The 14,511-nt window shown below is 55.6% G+C and carries 11 protein-coding genes; 6 read left to right on the top strand and 5 right to left on the bottom strand.

The annotated features are described in order from the left end of the window. Positions 1 to 125 precede the first annotated feature (125 nt). The 3 genes from ACI7MX_RS16140 (at position 126) to mobI (ending at position 4,827) form a co-directional block, all read left to right on the top strand. Entirely contained in the window at positions 126 to 2,840 is a 2,715-nt protein-coding gene (locus ACI7MX_RS16140; protein WP_041477917.1) for an AAA family ATPase, read from the top strand. A gap of 87 nt (positions 2,841 to 2,927) precedes the next feature. Continuing rightward, positions 2,928 to 3,980 (top strand): DUF3800 domain-containing protein, encoded by a 1,053-nt coding sequence (locus ACI7MX_RS16135; protein WP_034061313.1) that lies wholly within the window; start codon positions 2,928 to 2,930, stop codon positions 3,978 to 3,980. A gap of 385 nt (positions 3,981 to 4,365) precedes the next feature. Continuing rightward, entirely contained in the window at positions 4,366 to 4,827 is a 462-nt protein-coding gene (mobI, locus tag ACI7MX_RS16130) for a conjugative transfer protein MobI(A/C) (protein ID WP_034061316.1), read from the top strand. 380 nt (positions 4,828 to 5,207) lie between these two features. Here the strand turns inward: mobI and ACI7MX_RS16125 are convergent, their stop codons facing one another. Further along, complete coding sequence (locus ACI7MX_RS16125; protein ID WP_034061318.1) at positions 5,208 to 5,573, bottom strand: hypothetical protein; 366 nt, start codon at positions 5,571 to 5,573, stop codon at positions 5,208 to 5,210. A gap of 543 nt (positions 5,574 to 6,116) precedes the next feature. Then, positions 6,117 to 7,085, bottom strand: coding sequence for a hypothetical protein (locus ACI7MX_RS16120; protein ID WP_034061321.1), 969 nt, complete (start codon positions 7,083 to 7,085; stop codon positions 6,117 to 6,119). Between the two features lie 226 nt (positions 7,086 to 7,311). Here ACI7MX_RS16120 and ACI7MX_RS16115 point away from each other — a divergent pair, with 226 nt between their 5' ends. The 3 genes from ACI7MX_RS16115 (at position 7,312) to ACI7MX_RS16105 (ending at position 9,917) form a co-directional block, all read left to right on the top strand. Next, entirely contained in the window at positions 7,312 to 7,878 is a 567-nt protein-coding gene (locus tag ACI7MX_RS16115; protein WP_034026566.1) for a recombinase family protein, read from the top strand. Between the two features lie 313 nt (positions 7,879 to 8,191). Further along, positions 8,192 to 8,812: a hypothetical protein gene (locus tag ACI7MX_RS16110; RefSeq protein WP_034074010.1), complete on the top strand. Its 621-nt coding sequence runs from the start codon at positions 8,192 to 8,194 to the stop codon at positions 8,810 to 8,812. Further along, positions 8,805 to 9,917, top strand: a complete 1,113-nt coding sequence (locus ACI7MX_RS16105) for an ImmA/IrrE family metallo-endopeptidase (protein WP_034026572.1) — start codon at positions 8,805 to 8,807, stop codon at positions 9,915 to 9,917. The genes ACI7MX_RS16110 and ACI7MX_RS16105 overlap by 8 nt, the downstream gene beginning before the upstream one ends. 236 nt (positions 9,918 to 10,153) lie before the next feature. On the opposite strand, the gene ACI7MX_RS16100 is transcribed toward ACI7MX_RS16105, so the two are convergent. From ACI7MX_RS16100 to ACI7MX_RS16090, 3 genes are read right to left on the bottom strand one after another with little or no spacing between them, the layout of a single operon-like run. Continuing rightward, entirely contained in the window at positions 10,154 to 11,344 is a 1,191-nt protein-coding gene (locus tag ACI7MX_RS16100) for a GIY-YIG nuclease family protein (protein WP_034026574.1), read from the bottom strand. Further along, the gene (locus ACI7MX_RS16095) at positions 11,337 to 13,451 is read right to left on the bottom strand and encodes a DEAD/DEAH box helicase family protein (protein ID WP_034026576.1); all 2,115 of its coding nucleotides are present in this window, start codon (positions 13,449 to 13,451) and stop codon (positions 11,337 to 11,339) included. Before ACI7MX_RS16095 ends, ACI7MX_RS16100 begins: the two co-directional genes overlap by 8 nt. Next, positions 13,448 to 14,509 (bottom strand): YhcG family protein, encoded by a 1,062-nt coding sequence (locus tag ACI7MX_RS16090; RefSeq protein WP_034026579.1) that lies wholly within the window; start codon positions 14,507 to 14,509, stop codon positions 13,448 to 13,450. The genes ACI7MX_RS16095 and ACI7MX_RS16090 overlap by 4 nt, the downstream gene beginning before the upstream one ends. Positions 14,510 to 14,511 lie beyond the last annotated feature (2 nt).

The following is a 14,511-nucleotide window of genomic DNA, read 5'->3' as shown; positions in this document are numbered from 1 at the left end:
CTGAAGGCGCTTGGGTTTATTGAATCCGACGCTGTTGCCAATTCGATTTCGGCATCAGAAGATGGAGGTGGAATTTTCGCAGCGACTGGATGTTGACCACGGTACGTTTACAGGAGGTAAACAATATGAGTTCGGCTCGGCATGACTACCAGCAATTCCTAACTTGGCTTCATCTTCCAGAACGCGGTGCTACCGAAGACACTCGACGGTTTGCAAATCTGGTCGACCAAGATTTCGACACCGTGGCCGCACACTCGCGCGCTATGAGCCGCCGATCGGTGCTATTGGCTGCCAAGGCTAAAGAGTCTCTGCTCCAAACCGACTTCACACCTCCCGCAGTTGCGGGAGCGGTTACTGTTGGTGAGTGGGCATGGAGCGCACTGCATAGTCTTACCGTCGGCCCTTTTCGTGGCTTCCGAGTGGCTGAGACGTTCAATTTTCCTAAGCGAATTACCATGTTCTACGGCCCTAATGGCAGCGGCAAAACGAGCCTCTGCGAAGCGTTAGAGCTGGCACTCTTGGGGGCCGTAGATGAGGCGTCGGCTAAGCGAATTCCTGCTCAACGCTATTTCGCGAACCTTCACGAAGATAGGTATGAAGCCCCCACCCTCGCTGCACGAGGCGCGGAAGGTCAGGTGTCGGCAGTGCAAGCGGACTCAGAGGTCTATCGATTCTGCTTCGTTGAGAAAAACCGCATAGATAACTTTTCTCGAATCGCATCTAAGAGCGCAGGTGAAAAGAAGGATCTGATAGCGGCTCTGTTTGGTATGGAGCAGTTCCATGACTTCGTCACTAACTTCAACGAGTCGATGGACCAGCAGCTCAATCTAGTTGCGATCCAACAGCAGGAGCTCGAAACGCAGCGTGCAGCGCTGCAGCGCGATCAAGCAACAATAAATGGCGAGCTCCAGGCAGTTCAGACAATCGCGCAAGAGGAGGCTGCCTATGCTGGAGCGTATGCTGCCGGCCTCTCGTACCAGCAGCTTCTTGAACTCATCGGCAGCGATGCCGCTCCAGGTCGTCTGCATTACCTCAATGCGCAACTGGATGGGCCAACGCCAGGTCTCTATGGCGTCAGCAGCGAGGCGTTGGTTGCGGCATATCAGGTTGCGGATCGTGAGCAGGAGCTGCTCGAGGATGTGGACAAAAGGCTAACTGCCAAGACTGGTGAGACCTCCTTCCAAAATCTGTACAACGCGGTTCTTGGCTTACAAGCCTTGTCGCCCGATAACTGCCCCGCTTGCGGGACGCCAATCAATGGTGATTATAACGTTGTACGTGACCCATACGTGCAGGCGCGTGACGGTCTGGCTCAGCTTCAAGAGCTCGCTAACCTGCAGGCTGAAAAAAACGCAGTACGAGGCGAATGGGAACGTGCGTCCCGAGGCTTGGAGGGGCTGTTAACTGCCTTCGGTCAGCGCGTTAGCGCTCAGCCTGATCATGCCGATGACAGGGTGCGATATCTCGCATCTCCGGGTGCTGACCACCGTGCTGCCTGGTGGAAAGCGAGCTATGTAAAACAAGGCGATGCGCCTTCGATGGCGCAGAGGATCGTCGACTTAGCAGTCGAATGCGAAAGGATCGATACCCAGACAAACCAGGTACTGGCAGATCGCGCGGCACTGGCACAAGAGCGCACTCGGCTTGTTCAGGCAGCGCAAGATGTAGCTGGTTTTCAAACACGTCGCGCTGAGGTAGCCCGGCAAGTCGGCATAGCTAGACAGACAATTGCCAACTTTGACCAAGCGAATGCAGCGCTCATCGATGCTGTGCAGCAAGAGGCAGTGCAGCTCGTACTCAGTCGACGCATTAAAGCGGCCTATGACGAATTCTTGAGGCTGCTCAGGCAGTTCAGATCAGAGCTGCCCGGTACGCTCATAGCTGGGATTAACACTGTCGCTCTGGAGATCTATAACGAGTTCAACAGACGCGATCATGACGGCGACAAGCTAGCGGCACTTTATCTGCCGACCAACGAAGAAGAGCGTATCGGGCTGGCGTTTCGCGCTGCCCCAGATACCAGGGTAGATGCTTTGCACGTCCTCAGCGAGGGACATGTTCGTTGCCTGGGCGTTGCAATCCTTCTTGCAAAGGCACTGCATATTCAGGCTCCGACGATCATCTTTGACGATGCGATCAACGCGATTGACACCGAGCACCGTGAAGGCATCAGAGAGGCGATCTTCCAGAGTGATCGCTTCGCAGCAACTCAAATTATCGTCACGTGCCATAGCAGCGAATTCATCAAGGATCTGCAGAACCATGTCGAGAAAGGCCAATGGACGGCCTACTACTTCATGCCTCATATCGGGGATCACCGGCCGCGGGTAAAAGGTAACGAGATCACCTTCAACTACTTGGAGCTGGCCCGTGCCGCCTTGGACATTGGTGACTGGCGCAACGCACTGGGCGCATCCAGGCAGGCCCTGGAGATGCTTACGGACAAGATTTGGAAGTGGCTCGGCAAGAACGACCTCGGAGTAATAACCCTGCCGTTAGCTGGCCGCGGGGCGGAGCCGAATCTGAGAAATCTCTGCGAGGCTTTGAAAAGACGGCTCGATGACTCGAGAACATTTGTGCACCAGGACAAGCCCGCCGTCGTTCAGGGGCTTAGTGACGTCATAGGTGTTCCGGTGCAATCGAACGTATGGACGTATCTAAACAAAGGCGTCCATGAAGAGGCTGACAGAGATGACTACGATCCGAACCTCGTCCGCACCATTGTGGAGAACCTTGAAAGGATGAATCAGCTTCGGCTTGGCTCAATGCCTGTTGCTATCGCTGGAGCCGCCCAAGCGGCAGTTATGCAAGCGGTCGCTGACGTGGCTAATCCGCTATAACTGTTTTCCGTCATCGGTAACCCGGCGACACATACAGAGGAATAGCCAGGCTCTTCCAGTGCTGTCTACGACCTCGGGGAGTTGCATATGGAGTGCTTCAGAGTCGACGAAAGTGGCTATACCGGATTTGACCTGCTAAATCTCGAGCAGAGGTTTCAAGGGGCCGCAGCCATTGCCATTGATGATGATCAGGCCAGACGCTTGATCCAAGAGCACTTTCCTAAGCTACAAGCGGAAGAGCTCAAGTACCGGGCTCTGTCACACCGGCCAGCCAATCACCCACGGCTTCTGGCGTTAATGCGTGATGTCCTGACCCATCACAAGTGCGTTACCTACGTCTGTGATAAGCGCTTTCTGCTGCTGCTGATGTTTCTGGATTACGCAGTTGAACCGTACTACTACGAGCGCGGATGCGACTTTTATAAGGATGGGCAGAACTACGCGCTCGGGTCGCTGCTTTATGTGGCGGGCCCCACCCTTCTTGGAGAGGCAGCCTTTGAGCAGTTGCTCGTTTGTTTCCAGCGCGCAGTAAAGGAAAAAAGCCCTGCAGCACTTATCGACCTCGTGGCTGCTGTTCGCGCCACACGCTGGCAGGAACTACCGGAAGCTTTGGGGCCTTTGGCGCAGTATGCCGCGCCGGAATGCCTTCAAGCGATCGCCACATCAGGTGTCACCACTGACGCCGCTTTTGTGGTGTTGCAATCGCTGATAAGCCGGATGGAAGTCATGGCTGATGGCCCCTACTTGGTTGAGCATGATCAGTCCAAGAACCTGCTCACTTACCATGACTTGCTGCTGCGCTTTATTAATCACAAGAACGAGGTCACATTTCGCCAATCGGAGATCGCGAGCCTCACCTTTCCACTCAAGCTCCAGTCAGTGACACAAGTCGACTCGAGGACCAGTCCTGCAGTACAGCTGGCGGACGTTGTGATTGGTGCTGCCATTGAGGCGACTAACACGCTTACGGGACAGCGCGCCGGAGGGTTGAATCCTCATGATGTTATTTCCCTCTACGCGGATCATCAGATAATCCACATGCTGCCTTCGACTGACTTCGAAGGGCTGAAACGTTTTCGCCAGGGTACGCAGGCCAATGAGGTAATAGATTACTTCAGCAAAAATTTCAGTAAGCCCTAAGTGATATTCCGCTTCGAGTGGAAAGCTGCCTTCATCAGGCGGCTGCTTCTGGCCGATTTCTGCCTGTCGTAACTGGCAGAAGTCGGCCAGTTGCAGCTAGGCAGGGATACACGCCCGCTCGCTATCATCTGCTTTTAACATGTTGATCTTGATCCGCTCAGGGTAAAGGCTGCCGTCGTCATCTGTTGTGCATCCTTCGCACGTTATGTTTTTCTGCGACTGACATGTCGTCATCCGTCGATCATCTGACGCGAGGTAGGTTGATAGTGTGAGCCAGTCCACCCACTTTCGGTAGATTTCCGACGGTAGAACGGTCTGAAATCGAATTCCGGGGGCTCAGCGATCGGTCACCATTTTGGCTCTTACAGCGAAGAGAGCCTTGGCCATGAGTAAAGAAGCACAAACGATAGTCACCCTGCTGGATCAGCAGTACGAGCAGCTGCTTGCGGACGCGAGATACCTGGCTGCAAGCTATATGGATGCGTCCATGAAGATATACAAAAAGACCGGGGTTAAATCTGTCGTGGCTGCAGTGTCAATCAAGCAAACGAGCCCGAATGCTTACTCGATCTACTGGTGCAAACTGGTGCCACTGCAAGGGCAAAAAAACAAGTTCGCGCCCCTGACTATTCCCAAAGGCAACGGCAAACACAAATACCCGGCTTCCTCGTTTGAGTTTGTGAAATCCCCTTACCGCGGCCTCGTTTTACAGGTTGAGGAGCGTCTGGCTGAGATTCGCAGCATCGCCAGTGAGAATCGTCAGCTGCGTCGGACGTTGGTCGCCTATGAGAAAAAGCTGTGTAGATATCAAGCGCTTGATCATGGCGACCTCTGCTCGGAGGAGTAGAGTCTGAGCACACTATAAGCAGTGCCAAACGGATCTGAACCGACTTAAATACCCGAAAGCCCCGTGCTGCTTGGTCTGACGGGGCTTTCTCGTATCAGCAGTGAACTCCGGCGAGACATACTGCTGCGCTTGGTCAGGGACGGCGACGGGTACGGGCTATAAGCAGTGTAGGGCGCTAAATCTACTCGCTGTCAGCCAGCAGGCCCGTGCAGGTGGGGGCGGAGGCCGTATTTGCTATTAGCAGTGACGCTTACGACCAAGTCAGCCGCCCAGCTGCGATCTGTATTAGTAGTGAAAGGCTTCACTTTCATAAAATAATCTTTGGTAGGTGCCGGCCTAGCTGGTACCCGTGTCGCGTAGCGGGTGGCGACGGTGACGCGCTACTCCTCAGTGCCTCGCTGCTTTTCGAACGCAATACGGTTCATTACGCACATGGGGATGGGGTAGCCCTGGATGTGGGTCGTGAGGGCCTCGTTGCCTGCTATCACCGTGATGCAGGATAGGCCTCTGCTGAAGCGCATTCCTCGTCCCGAGTAATTGCGCGGGATGATCTCCCAGGATTCGTCGTCGTAGTAAAAACCAACGATTTCTGACCAGCGCGATTTGATGCCCGCGCCCATGATGCCCACTGGTGTCAGGCAGAAAATCTCTACCTGGGTTTCCTGCCCAAGAGGTACAGCATAAACCCGACCGTTGGGCGCAATAGGTGGGAAGTACAGCCCGTTACCGAGGTGACGAAATTCCATGCTTGTGCTCCGGATAGATGAGGTCGCTAGATACTCTCCGGTAGCTTTCGGAAAACCCAAGATCAGATGTTGCCAGCGAGTCGGCGCACGAGTTTTAGCGTACTTGGCAAGCTAGCTCGCCACATGGAGGGCGTGCATGTTGCTGATCTAAACGCTTCGGCGCTCCTGTCACTTTCGCTAGGGTGCGGAAATTGACAGCCCTTCCGAAGTCATCCCATGACCTCATAGGCTTGGGAAAATACTGCGTATCGCAGCGGTAGGGTGCCTTGCCGATGGATTTGGGTAAGCGCCCGCTGCCAAGGGGCAGCGGACAGTTCGTTGCAGGTATCTGGCCGTTCCGCTGAAGGCTCAATCGTCGCCGTGCTTCTTGTCCAGGTACGCTGCGACCATATAGCCAATTACACCTGCGATAGTCAGCGCACTGATGACGGCAAGCACGGCATATACAAGCAATTCAAAACGATCCATACCCTGACTCCTTTAATTCGAGCTCTGCCAAGGTTAAGGGTGTCTGATCTAATCCCAAATCTGCTGTGTGATGGCTTAGCGATTGGTACCGGCGGCTTCCTTCCTCAGGTTGGCTCGGGCACCAACGTACGCATCAGTTTCCCAGATACGCATATTCCCGAGCTCGTAGGCGACGTGATTCCGGGCCTCCAGATCCTCATCTTGGGGAGCTTTGCCCCCAAGAATCGGGGCGTGGTGACCAGACAATCGCCAGTAGAGCTCGCAGGCATATGCCGCGCGACAATCATCAATGTTTAGTCCGTGAGAAAGTAAAAGCTCTTGAGCTGCAGGTAGGTTCTTTAATTTCCATGTACGCCAAGCTGCTGGTGTCGCGTGGCTGCTGCCCTGAAGTTTTTGAAATGCCGCGGCCTTCTTCAAAATTATAATTTGCTCAGGGGCAGAGATATTAATGATCCGATGCTCATGTTTATCTTTGCTGAATACATAAAAGATGTTTTCTTCTTCGGCGTCCTTGTGAGCATCTTCTGCGTCGAAGAAAAAAGCCTCAAGCAATGACATGCCGAGGTATCGAACTGACCTGATTAATGTTGCTAGCTGCTCTGAGTGGAGAGCCTGAATATCCACCATCGCGGCTTCAAACTTAGTACGGTCAAGACTGCGCGGTACGGTAATCCGTGCATAGCTCGGAAAGCCAAGACGGCTACCGACGTTAGCCGCTGCGCCTTTCCAGTGCCCATTAGTTGCGAAGCCCATCACTACATATACAGTCTCAAGCAGGCCCGACACGCTTTGCAGTGGGAGATTTCCTTGGTATGTCTGGATATAGAGCTCTTCCCCGTACTCCCTCACCAATTTTTTATTGACGAATTCCAAGATGTCTACCTCATGAGACTCGTTGGCATAAGCACTAAACTGCGCCCATTGCTGGTCGTGGATCATGGCCTCGTGCTGACTGAGAAGCCCGCGCCGGACTGCCTCCCTGAGAATTGCCGAACCGGCCTTGGTCAAGTCCCGATCAAAATGTGAGTGGAAACTCTGCTTCATGGTCATTCCTCCATTCAGCTCAGGTGCTGAGCCGCTAAAGGAAATGTTGAGCGAGAAAAAATATCCTGGGCTTCGTTTTCGGTCGCATTCAGCGCCTGAAATTGACGAGCGCATCCATCCCGTAAACGGTCGTTTATGGCACACCTATTCCAGATGAGCTTTTGGGCTTGGGATTTACCACTTTCCTGTCACTTTTCCCGTACCGAAATCAGTGTGAGAAAAATGTATGGGTAAGCGGATTGGGTACGCCCGAGTTTCGACTGATGATCAGAATCTCGACCTGCAGCGAGATGCACTTGCCCTGGCTGGGTGCTCCTTGGTCTACGAAGAGACCATTAGCGGCAAGTCAGCGGATAGGCCGGAGCTGGGGCATTGTCTCAAGGCTTTGCGCAGTGGCGACACTCTGGTCGTATGGCGACTAGACCGCCTCGGCCGCTCCTTGCCTGACTTGGTTGGGATCGTCAGTCGGCTGGAGCAGGAAAGGGTGGGGTTCGAGTCGATCAACGAGCGAGTCGAAACCACCAGCGCTGCCGGCAAGCTGATCTTTCATGTGTTTGCTGCCCTGGCCGAGTTCGAGCGCAACTTGATTCGAGAGCGTACCCGCGCAGGGCTGGCGGCGGCTCGCGCTCGAGGACGTCAAGGTGGTCGTAAACCTGCGCTGGAAGAGGCTCAAGTCCGCGAAATAAAGGCTCTGCTTAAAGATCCACAGATTCAGGTTGGCACTGTAGCCAAGCGATACGGGGTATCGAGAACAACGCTGTATCGGTACGTCGGTAAGGCAGGGCCGAGATAATTTAATTTGCACCTGGCAGCACACGAAACTGCGACTAGGGGATTATGAGCGTCCTGGAAGCGCTGTAAGCCAGTGAGCTGAACGTAGCGTCGTGTATGGCTTTTGGGGGGGGTGAGCAAAAACTGTACAACCTGAGCACTCTACCGCCAGGGTCGCGTGTTGTTGCCGGGAAACGGTCTTAGGTAGCTTCGGGTTTAAAAGCTTCGCCAGGCACTATTGAGCATCGCGGGCACGAAGGTTGACAGATACCATAATTTGCACAAAAATGCCGGTTGACAGTACCTATGTTTTGCACGCTTTTATGGAGAGGCCCATGCCCCCGATCCAACACCCGAGTGAGCTGGAACCGAGGCTAAAGCCGGAACACGTCGAGCTGATCTGCAATAACGCTCTGGATGCGGCTTACCGTGCGTTGGAAGTCACCTCTACTGATGACGATACCAACTGGACTATGGGAACACTTCCGTATGGCCGCGTTCACGGCCGGTTCAAACGCCTACACCGCGATCCGGCCCTTCCGTGGCTGCTGCTCACTAACCGCACCATGGACTTCACGCTGAGTGTGAATGGCGTGCTGATGCAGGTAGTAATGGACGATCCCGAGGTCCGAACGAAAGGGTATCGACTGCAATCCAACCGAGTTGAGCTTTACCAGGCTAGCCTGCTGGGGCCTGCGATCGACAAGAACATTACCTGGCGTTTGTATGTCGATACTGACGGCAACTTTGACGGGCCGACGCTGACTGCTTCGGTTCTGGGCTTCGATACCAACCGGAACGTCGTATGTAAGTGGGTGCATGATTACGTGCCTCTGTTTGCTCCTCGTACCACCGAGCTTCCACAAGAGGTGGCAATCGATGAACCATTAGTCGCTCGTCGGGACAAAGATGCAGACCAGAGCGCAACACGAGATGCTGATCCAGTAAATGAATGACAGAACAGGCTTTCTGCCTCTTGGCGACGAGTTTTCGCCCGACAAGCTCCGTCTCGCTAGATGCGCTGCGGGGCGTTCGCTCGCCGATATTGGAGTGCTCTTGGGCGTTACCCGGCAATACGCGCACAAGCTGGAAGTCAATGCGATTCCTTCGGGCACTCAACTCGCCCAGCTATCCGAAGCCTTGGGCGTGCGCGAGAGTTTTTTCTTCACGCCACGACGCAGTTCGGTGGAGTTGGAGCAATGCCATTTTCGAAGCGTCCGATCCTCCTCGCAGACTCTCAAGAAGACCATTGCGGCTCAGGTCGAGATGTTTGAGCTGCTGATTGACGAGTTGGATAAGGAGGTTGCTTTTCCTGCAGTGAGTTTCAGCATGCTTGAGGAGCCTGTATCCGGTATCAACAAGATCGAGCAGGTTGCTGAAAAATTTCGCCGTGAACAGGGCCTGGGGATCGGCCCCCTGTCCAGTGTGACCAAGCTGGCAGAAAAAGTTGGCGTGCTGGTGGTAAACCTAGCCGAAGCCGATGACAAGGTCGATGCGTTCTCGTTGTCCAACAAACGACCGTTGATCGTGAGGAACACCGCAAAGGTGAACCCATGCCGGCAACGTTTCGACCTTGCCCATGAAATGGGCCATTTGGTGATGCACCAAGGCATTGAGACCGGTTGCCGCCTTACTGAGGATCAGGCTAACCAGTTTGCCAGCGCTTTGTTGATGCCCCGGGCAAGTTTCGCATCAGAGTTTCCCCCTATGCGAGGCAAGTACCTGAACTGGCCGGCACTCAAGGATATGAAGCTTCGTTGGAAGGTAAGCTTCAAGGCGCTCATTTTCAGGGCTCACACCCTCGATCTGCTCACCGCCGAGCAAGCTAAGTCGGGCTTCACGTACCTCAATCGAAAGGGTTTCACGAAGCACGAAGAGTTTGACGAGTTGATCCCTATGGAATCGCCTATGCTGGTACAGAGGGCGGTCAATCTCTTGGATTACGGTACCTGGAAGCGGGTGTTGACAGCTGCCGGGCTTACGGCAGAGATGGTGACCAGGCAGTACATGCTGGATGTACCGTCATCTCCTTTGCGACTGGTCGAGGCTAACGTAGGTTAAGTCGCGCTGAAACTGTCCACGGCAGCCTGCATGCCGGCATTCAAATGGATGCCGCATATGCCAATCGCTGGGAAAGCCTTATGGGGGGCGAACAGATGGCGCTGTGGGTACATGGGCATTCGCACACCGCCGTCGACTATGACGTGGCGGGCACCCGTGTAGTTTGCAATCCGAGGGGTATCCGGGCGAAGAGACTGGCTTCCGCCCGGATTTGATCATCACGATTTAGCTGCGCCTTAGCCGATCAGGCGAGCCGTTTGCGGGTCATATGCGAAATCGGTAATCGACCCATCCCGAATGCGTTCAACCGCCTCATCGATCACATGCAGCGGCACCAGGAACCACTCCCTAGGTTTGACCGGATGGCCGAAGCGGTCTTCGATGGTCAAGTCCAGCTGCGCCGCGCCGAACAGGCGATGGAAGATGTTTTCCAGCCTTGTTCGGTTCAGGTTGTGCAACTTGTAAGTAGCGACCACCTCCACATCAGCCAGCAGGTATGTAGCGTCTTTATCCGCCCCGGCGATGCGGGTTTCCACCTTGCCACCGGTCACGCCGATCTTGTGGATCAGCTCGCGGTGCTCGGCTACGAAGGGGTGGCTGGACTGGCTGCGCAGCACATAGATAGTGCCGCTTTCTATGTCGTCCGGCTCTGCTATGTCGCTGAACAGTGGGCCGGAATCTACCTTGATGAGCCGAGATCCGGCGCGACCGTCACTGTCCTTGTAGAGCGCCCGCTGTAGGGATCGTAGCAGCAGATCGCTTTCCGTCTCATTGGAGTAGATCACGCGCAAACGCCCATTTGTCTCTGCATTCGGCGTTTTGTAGGTGTCGCCGATCTCAGCGACATAGGCAATGAGACCACTCAGAACGAAGAAGTCCCCGGCCTCAATGCTAGCGTTCTTGCCAAAGGGCTTGGTCACCCAGAGTTTTTGCTTGAGGCCTGCTTCCACTTCATCAAACAGCGGCTTGAACTTCTCGAAGTCTTTACATGGGTTCCGAGCGGCAATTTCTTCTGCCGCCTTGATTGCCGCGCTGGAGCGCACATGTCGCAGCACGGTGATGTCGTCCTGGTCGACGTACTCACTGCCGATGCCCAGCTCGGCGAGCAAGGCGTCCTCATCTAGGTCATCCACATTTACTGCGGCGACCGCAGTGCCTGACAGTAGGCCGTGACTATCCAGTCCGGCCAGTAGGGTTTGTGCCTCCGGCAGCTTGCGCAACTGATCCAGGCGCACGGCATACAAGCGCTCGAAGATATCGCGGTCTTCGCCATGCAGTGGGGCGCGGCCGTGGGTCTGATAGTAGCGCTGAATGTCCTCGAAGCCAGCGATGATGCGTTCTTCACGAGGGGTTCGAGTGACTGTCTTGAGCGTGGGGACTTCTACCCCCAGCGCATCCAGCAGGTCGTCATCGTTCATTTCAGCCATTGGCGGATTCCCCCTGCGCCGCTTTGGCTTGGGCACGGTAGCGTGCCAACGCGGCTACGCCTTCAGCCATGCGCTTTTCCCAGGCGTCGGCTGAGTTGATATCAGGCAGGCGGCCACGCTCGTTCTTGAACTGCAAAGCACGCTTGGCCAGCTCTCGCGCCTCATCTTCGGGGATGCTCACCTTCTTGGCCGCAATGCTGGCCTGCACCTGGCGCAGGGATTTTTCATCCATCGCCTTCGCCAGTACTGCATAGGCCGCATCGAAGGGGTTGATGCGGTCGATCAGGTCAATGTCCAGCTCGCGCACGTTAACGAACTTGCGCACGCCATCCAGCAGCGCCGTGCTGCCTTGCACGTTGTCGCTACCGTTTGCATCTGTCTGCGCCAGAGCCAGTTTGGCCTGCTGAGTAATGTTCATGGCGGCGATGGCGTGCTGGCGAATGGCTTCCTGGTCAACGTCGCTCAAGTCGGGGTAGCGCTCGCGCACGATCTTGCCCATGCGCAGTTGGGTCAGCTCTTCCGGCAAGGTGTTTTCCTTGTCGAACAGGCCGCGCTCCAGGACGGTTTTGTCCTGCAGGAAGCTGGTCACTACTTCGTTCAAATCTTCTTTGCAGATGCGCGTGGCTTCTGTGCTCTGCGGTGTGGTCAGGCCATTGATCTCGACATGGAACTGGCCTGTGGTTTCATTCACGCCCAGGTTGGTACCACCTGATTGGTAGCCCTCGCCACCGTTGTAAATGAAACCCTCTTTCGGCCCGGTATCTTTCGGGGTGAACTCATAGCGCGGGGCCAGCACCTGTTCCATCAGCAGGCTGGCTGAAATAGCCTTGAGCATATCGTTCACCGCCTCGACAACGGCAGCTTGATCGGCCATAGGCTCGGCGATCAGGTTGGTGAAGCGCGAGCGCTCCTTACCCTCGGCGTCGCGGGTGGCACGGCCAATGATCTGCACGATTTCGGTCAGGCTCGAACGGTAGCCGATGGTCAGCGCATGCTCGCACCAGATCCAGTCAAAGCCTTCCTTCGCCATGCCCAGCGCGATGATCACATCGACGTTGTCGCGGTTGTTCTTCTGAGCCGGGTCTTTCAGTGCGCCGAGCACTTTGGAGCGCCTGGCTGGGTCGCTGTCATCCACTAGGTCGGCCACTTTCAGCGTACGGCCGTCTTTGGCTTTGATCAGGTGAAAGCCCGTGGCCGGGTCTACACCCTGCCACTCGCCGAGCGCGCTCATGATCTCGTTAACCTCGCGCTCCTTGTCCTTGAGGCTCTCGCGGGCATTTACGTTTGGAATGTGGACGATGGTTTTCAGCGACGGGTCCAGCACCTTGGCTACCGCATCCACGTATCTGCCGGTGTAGAAGAAGTAGCCAATATCCAGCGACTTGAGCCAGCGATAGCCGTTGAGCTGTTCGTAGTAGGTGTACGTCACTGTCTCAAATTTGTTCTCTTCCGACGGAGCCAGCACGGCCTCGCTGTCACCACGGAAGTAGGAGCCGGTCATTGCAACCAGGTGCACCTTGTCGCGGTTGATAAACGCGCTCAGTTGGCTGCCCAGTTTGTTGTCTGGGTTGGCGGAAACGTGGTGGAACTCGTCGATGGCAATCAGGCGGTTATCGAAGGCGTCGATGCCCAACTCTTCCACGGCAAAGCGGAAGGTGGCATGGGTGCAGACCAGCACCTTGTCGCTGCTGTCTAGGAAGGCGCGCACGGCATCTACCTTGGACTTGGCCACACGCGGCTCATCGATGCCAGGGGCATTACACAGGTTCCACTGCGGGCCCACCTGCCAGTCCCAGTAGAAGCCATGCTGGCTCAACGACTCATCGGCGAAGCTACCGCCAATAGAGCGTTCGGGCACTACGACGATGGCCTGTTGCAGGCCCTGGTTATTTAGTTTGTCCAGGGCTATAAACATCAGGGCGCGAGACTTGCCCGATGCGGGTGGCGATTTGATCAGCAGGTACTGTTCGCCGCGCTTGGTATAGGCACGTTCCTGCATGGTACGCATGCCCAGCTCATTGGCCTTGCTGGATGCCCCAGTGTGCGCTGTAGCAATGGATACCGACGGCACTGTGTAGCTGTTGGTTGGGTTGGTAGTGTTCGTCACTGTGATTCGTCCTCCATGAGGGTGCCGTTGCCCGCCAGTTCACGTTCGATCTGTTCAATGCTGGGCAAGCTGGTTTGCAGTTCTGCAGGCAGAGATTCGAGCAATTTGTACTCGGCGATGCCCATGGGCTGGGTCTTATCGCCCAGCGCATATTCGGCCACGATCTTATTTTTGCTCTTGCAGAGCAAAAGGCCGATGGTGGGGTTGTCGTGCTCGCCTTTGACCTGGCGATCCACTGCCGTCATATAAAACCCAAGCTGGCCCAGGTGCTCGGGCTTGAACTTGCCGGCTTTGAGCTCGATCACCACATAGCAGCGCAGCTTGAGGTGGTAGAACAGCAGGTCGATAAAGAACTCATCGCCGCCTACATCCAGCAGCACCTGCCGCCCTACAAACGCAAAGCCTGCGCCCAGTTCCAACAGAAACTCGGTGACGTGTTTGACTAGGGCATGTTCGATCTCGCGCTCCTGCGCCTCATCGCGAAGGCCAAGGAAGTCAAAGCGATACGGATCTTTCAACGATTCGCGGGCCAGGTCGGACTGCGCCTTTGGCAAGCTGACATCGAAGTTAGTGACCGCCGTGCCGCTGCGCTCCAGCAGACGGGTTTCGATGTGGATGTTCAGCACATTGCGCGACCAGCCGTTCGCTATTGCGCTCTGGGCATAGGCCAAGCGCTGCTGTGGGTCTTTCAGCCGGGTCAGCAGTACCAGGTTGTGCCCCCAAGGCAATTGTCCAACAGCCTGTTGGACAATTGCCGCATCCGGCCAGGCCTCGGCAAAGGCGCGCATATACATCAGGTTGGCGCGGGAAAATCCCTTCATCTCAGGAAAAGCGGTGCGCAGGTCATGGGCCAGCCGCTCGATCACTTTGGCACCCCAGCCCTGTTGTGCCTGGCGGCTCAAAATATCGTTGCCGATCTGCCAGTACAGCTGCACCAACTCGCGGTTTACCGCCAGCGTGGCGCGCTGCTGGGCGTTGTGGATGCGACCTTTGAGATCCGCCAGCCACTCGCCGTAGCCCTCGGGTGGTGTGGTCAGGCTGGCAGGGCCACTTTCCATAG

It is taken from the genome of Pseudomonas sp. 2024-210 (assembly GCF_045062345.1).
Classification (GTDB): Bacteria; Pseudomonadota; Gammaproteobacteria; order Pseudomonadales; family Pseudomonadaceae; genus Aquipseudomonas.
The sequence above is the reverse complement of the archived record's forward strand: the minus strand, read 5'-3'. Positions and strand labels throughout refer to the sequence as shown.

What these genes read in the sequence shown, in the direction of transcription:
- mobI (WP_034061316.1), top strand. Translation starts at nt 4,366, where the DNA reads ATGAGTAAAGAAGCACAAACGATAGTCACCCTGCTGGATCAGCAGTAC.
- ACI7MX_RS16105 (WP_034026572.1), top strand. Translation starts at nt 8,805, where the DNA reads ATGAATGACAGAACAGGCTTTCTGCCTCTTGGCGACGAGTTTTCGCCC.
- ACI7MX_RS16100 (WP_034026574.1), bottom strand. Translation starts at nt 11,344, where the DNA reads ATGGCTGAAATGAACGATGACGACCTGCTGGATGCGCTGGGGGTAGAA.
- ACI7MX_RS16120 (WP_034061321.1), bottom strand. Translation starts at nt 7,085, where the DNA reads ATGAAGCAGAGTTTCCACTCACATTTTGATCGGGACTTGACCAAGGCC.
- ACI7MX_RS16090 (WP_034026579.1), bottom strand. Translation starts at nt 14,509, where the DNA reads ATGGAAAGTGGCCCTGCCAGCCTGACCACACCACCCGAGGGCTACGGC.
- ACI7MX_RS16115 (WP_034026566.1), top strand. Translation starts at nt 7,312, where the DNA reads ATGGGTAAGCGGATTGGGTACGCCCGAGTTTCGACTGATGATCAGAAT.
- ACI7MX_RS16135 (WP_034061313.1), top strand. Translation starts at nt 2,928, where the DNA reads ATGGAGTGCTTCAGAGTCGACGAAAGTGGCTATACCGGATTTGACCTG.
- ACI7MX_RS16125 (WP_034061318.1), bottom strand. Translation starts at nt 5,573, where the DNA reads ATGGAATTTCGTCACCTCGGTAACGGGCTGTACTTCCCACCTATTGCG.
- ACI7MX_RS16110 (WP_034074010.1), top strand. Translation starts at nt 8,192, where the DNA reads ATGCCCCCGATCCAACACCCGAGTGAGCTGGAACCGAGGCTAAAGCCG.
- ACI7MX_RS16140 (WP_041477917.1), top strand. Translation starts at nt 126, where the DNA reads ATGAGTTCGGCTCGGCATGACTACCAGCAATTCCTAACTTGGCTTCAT.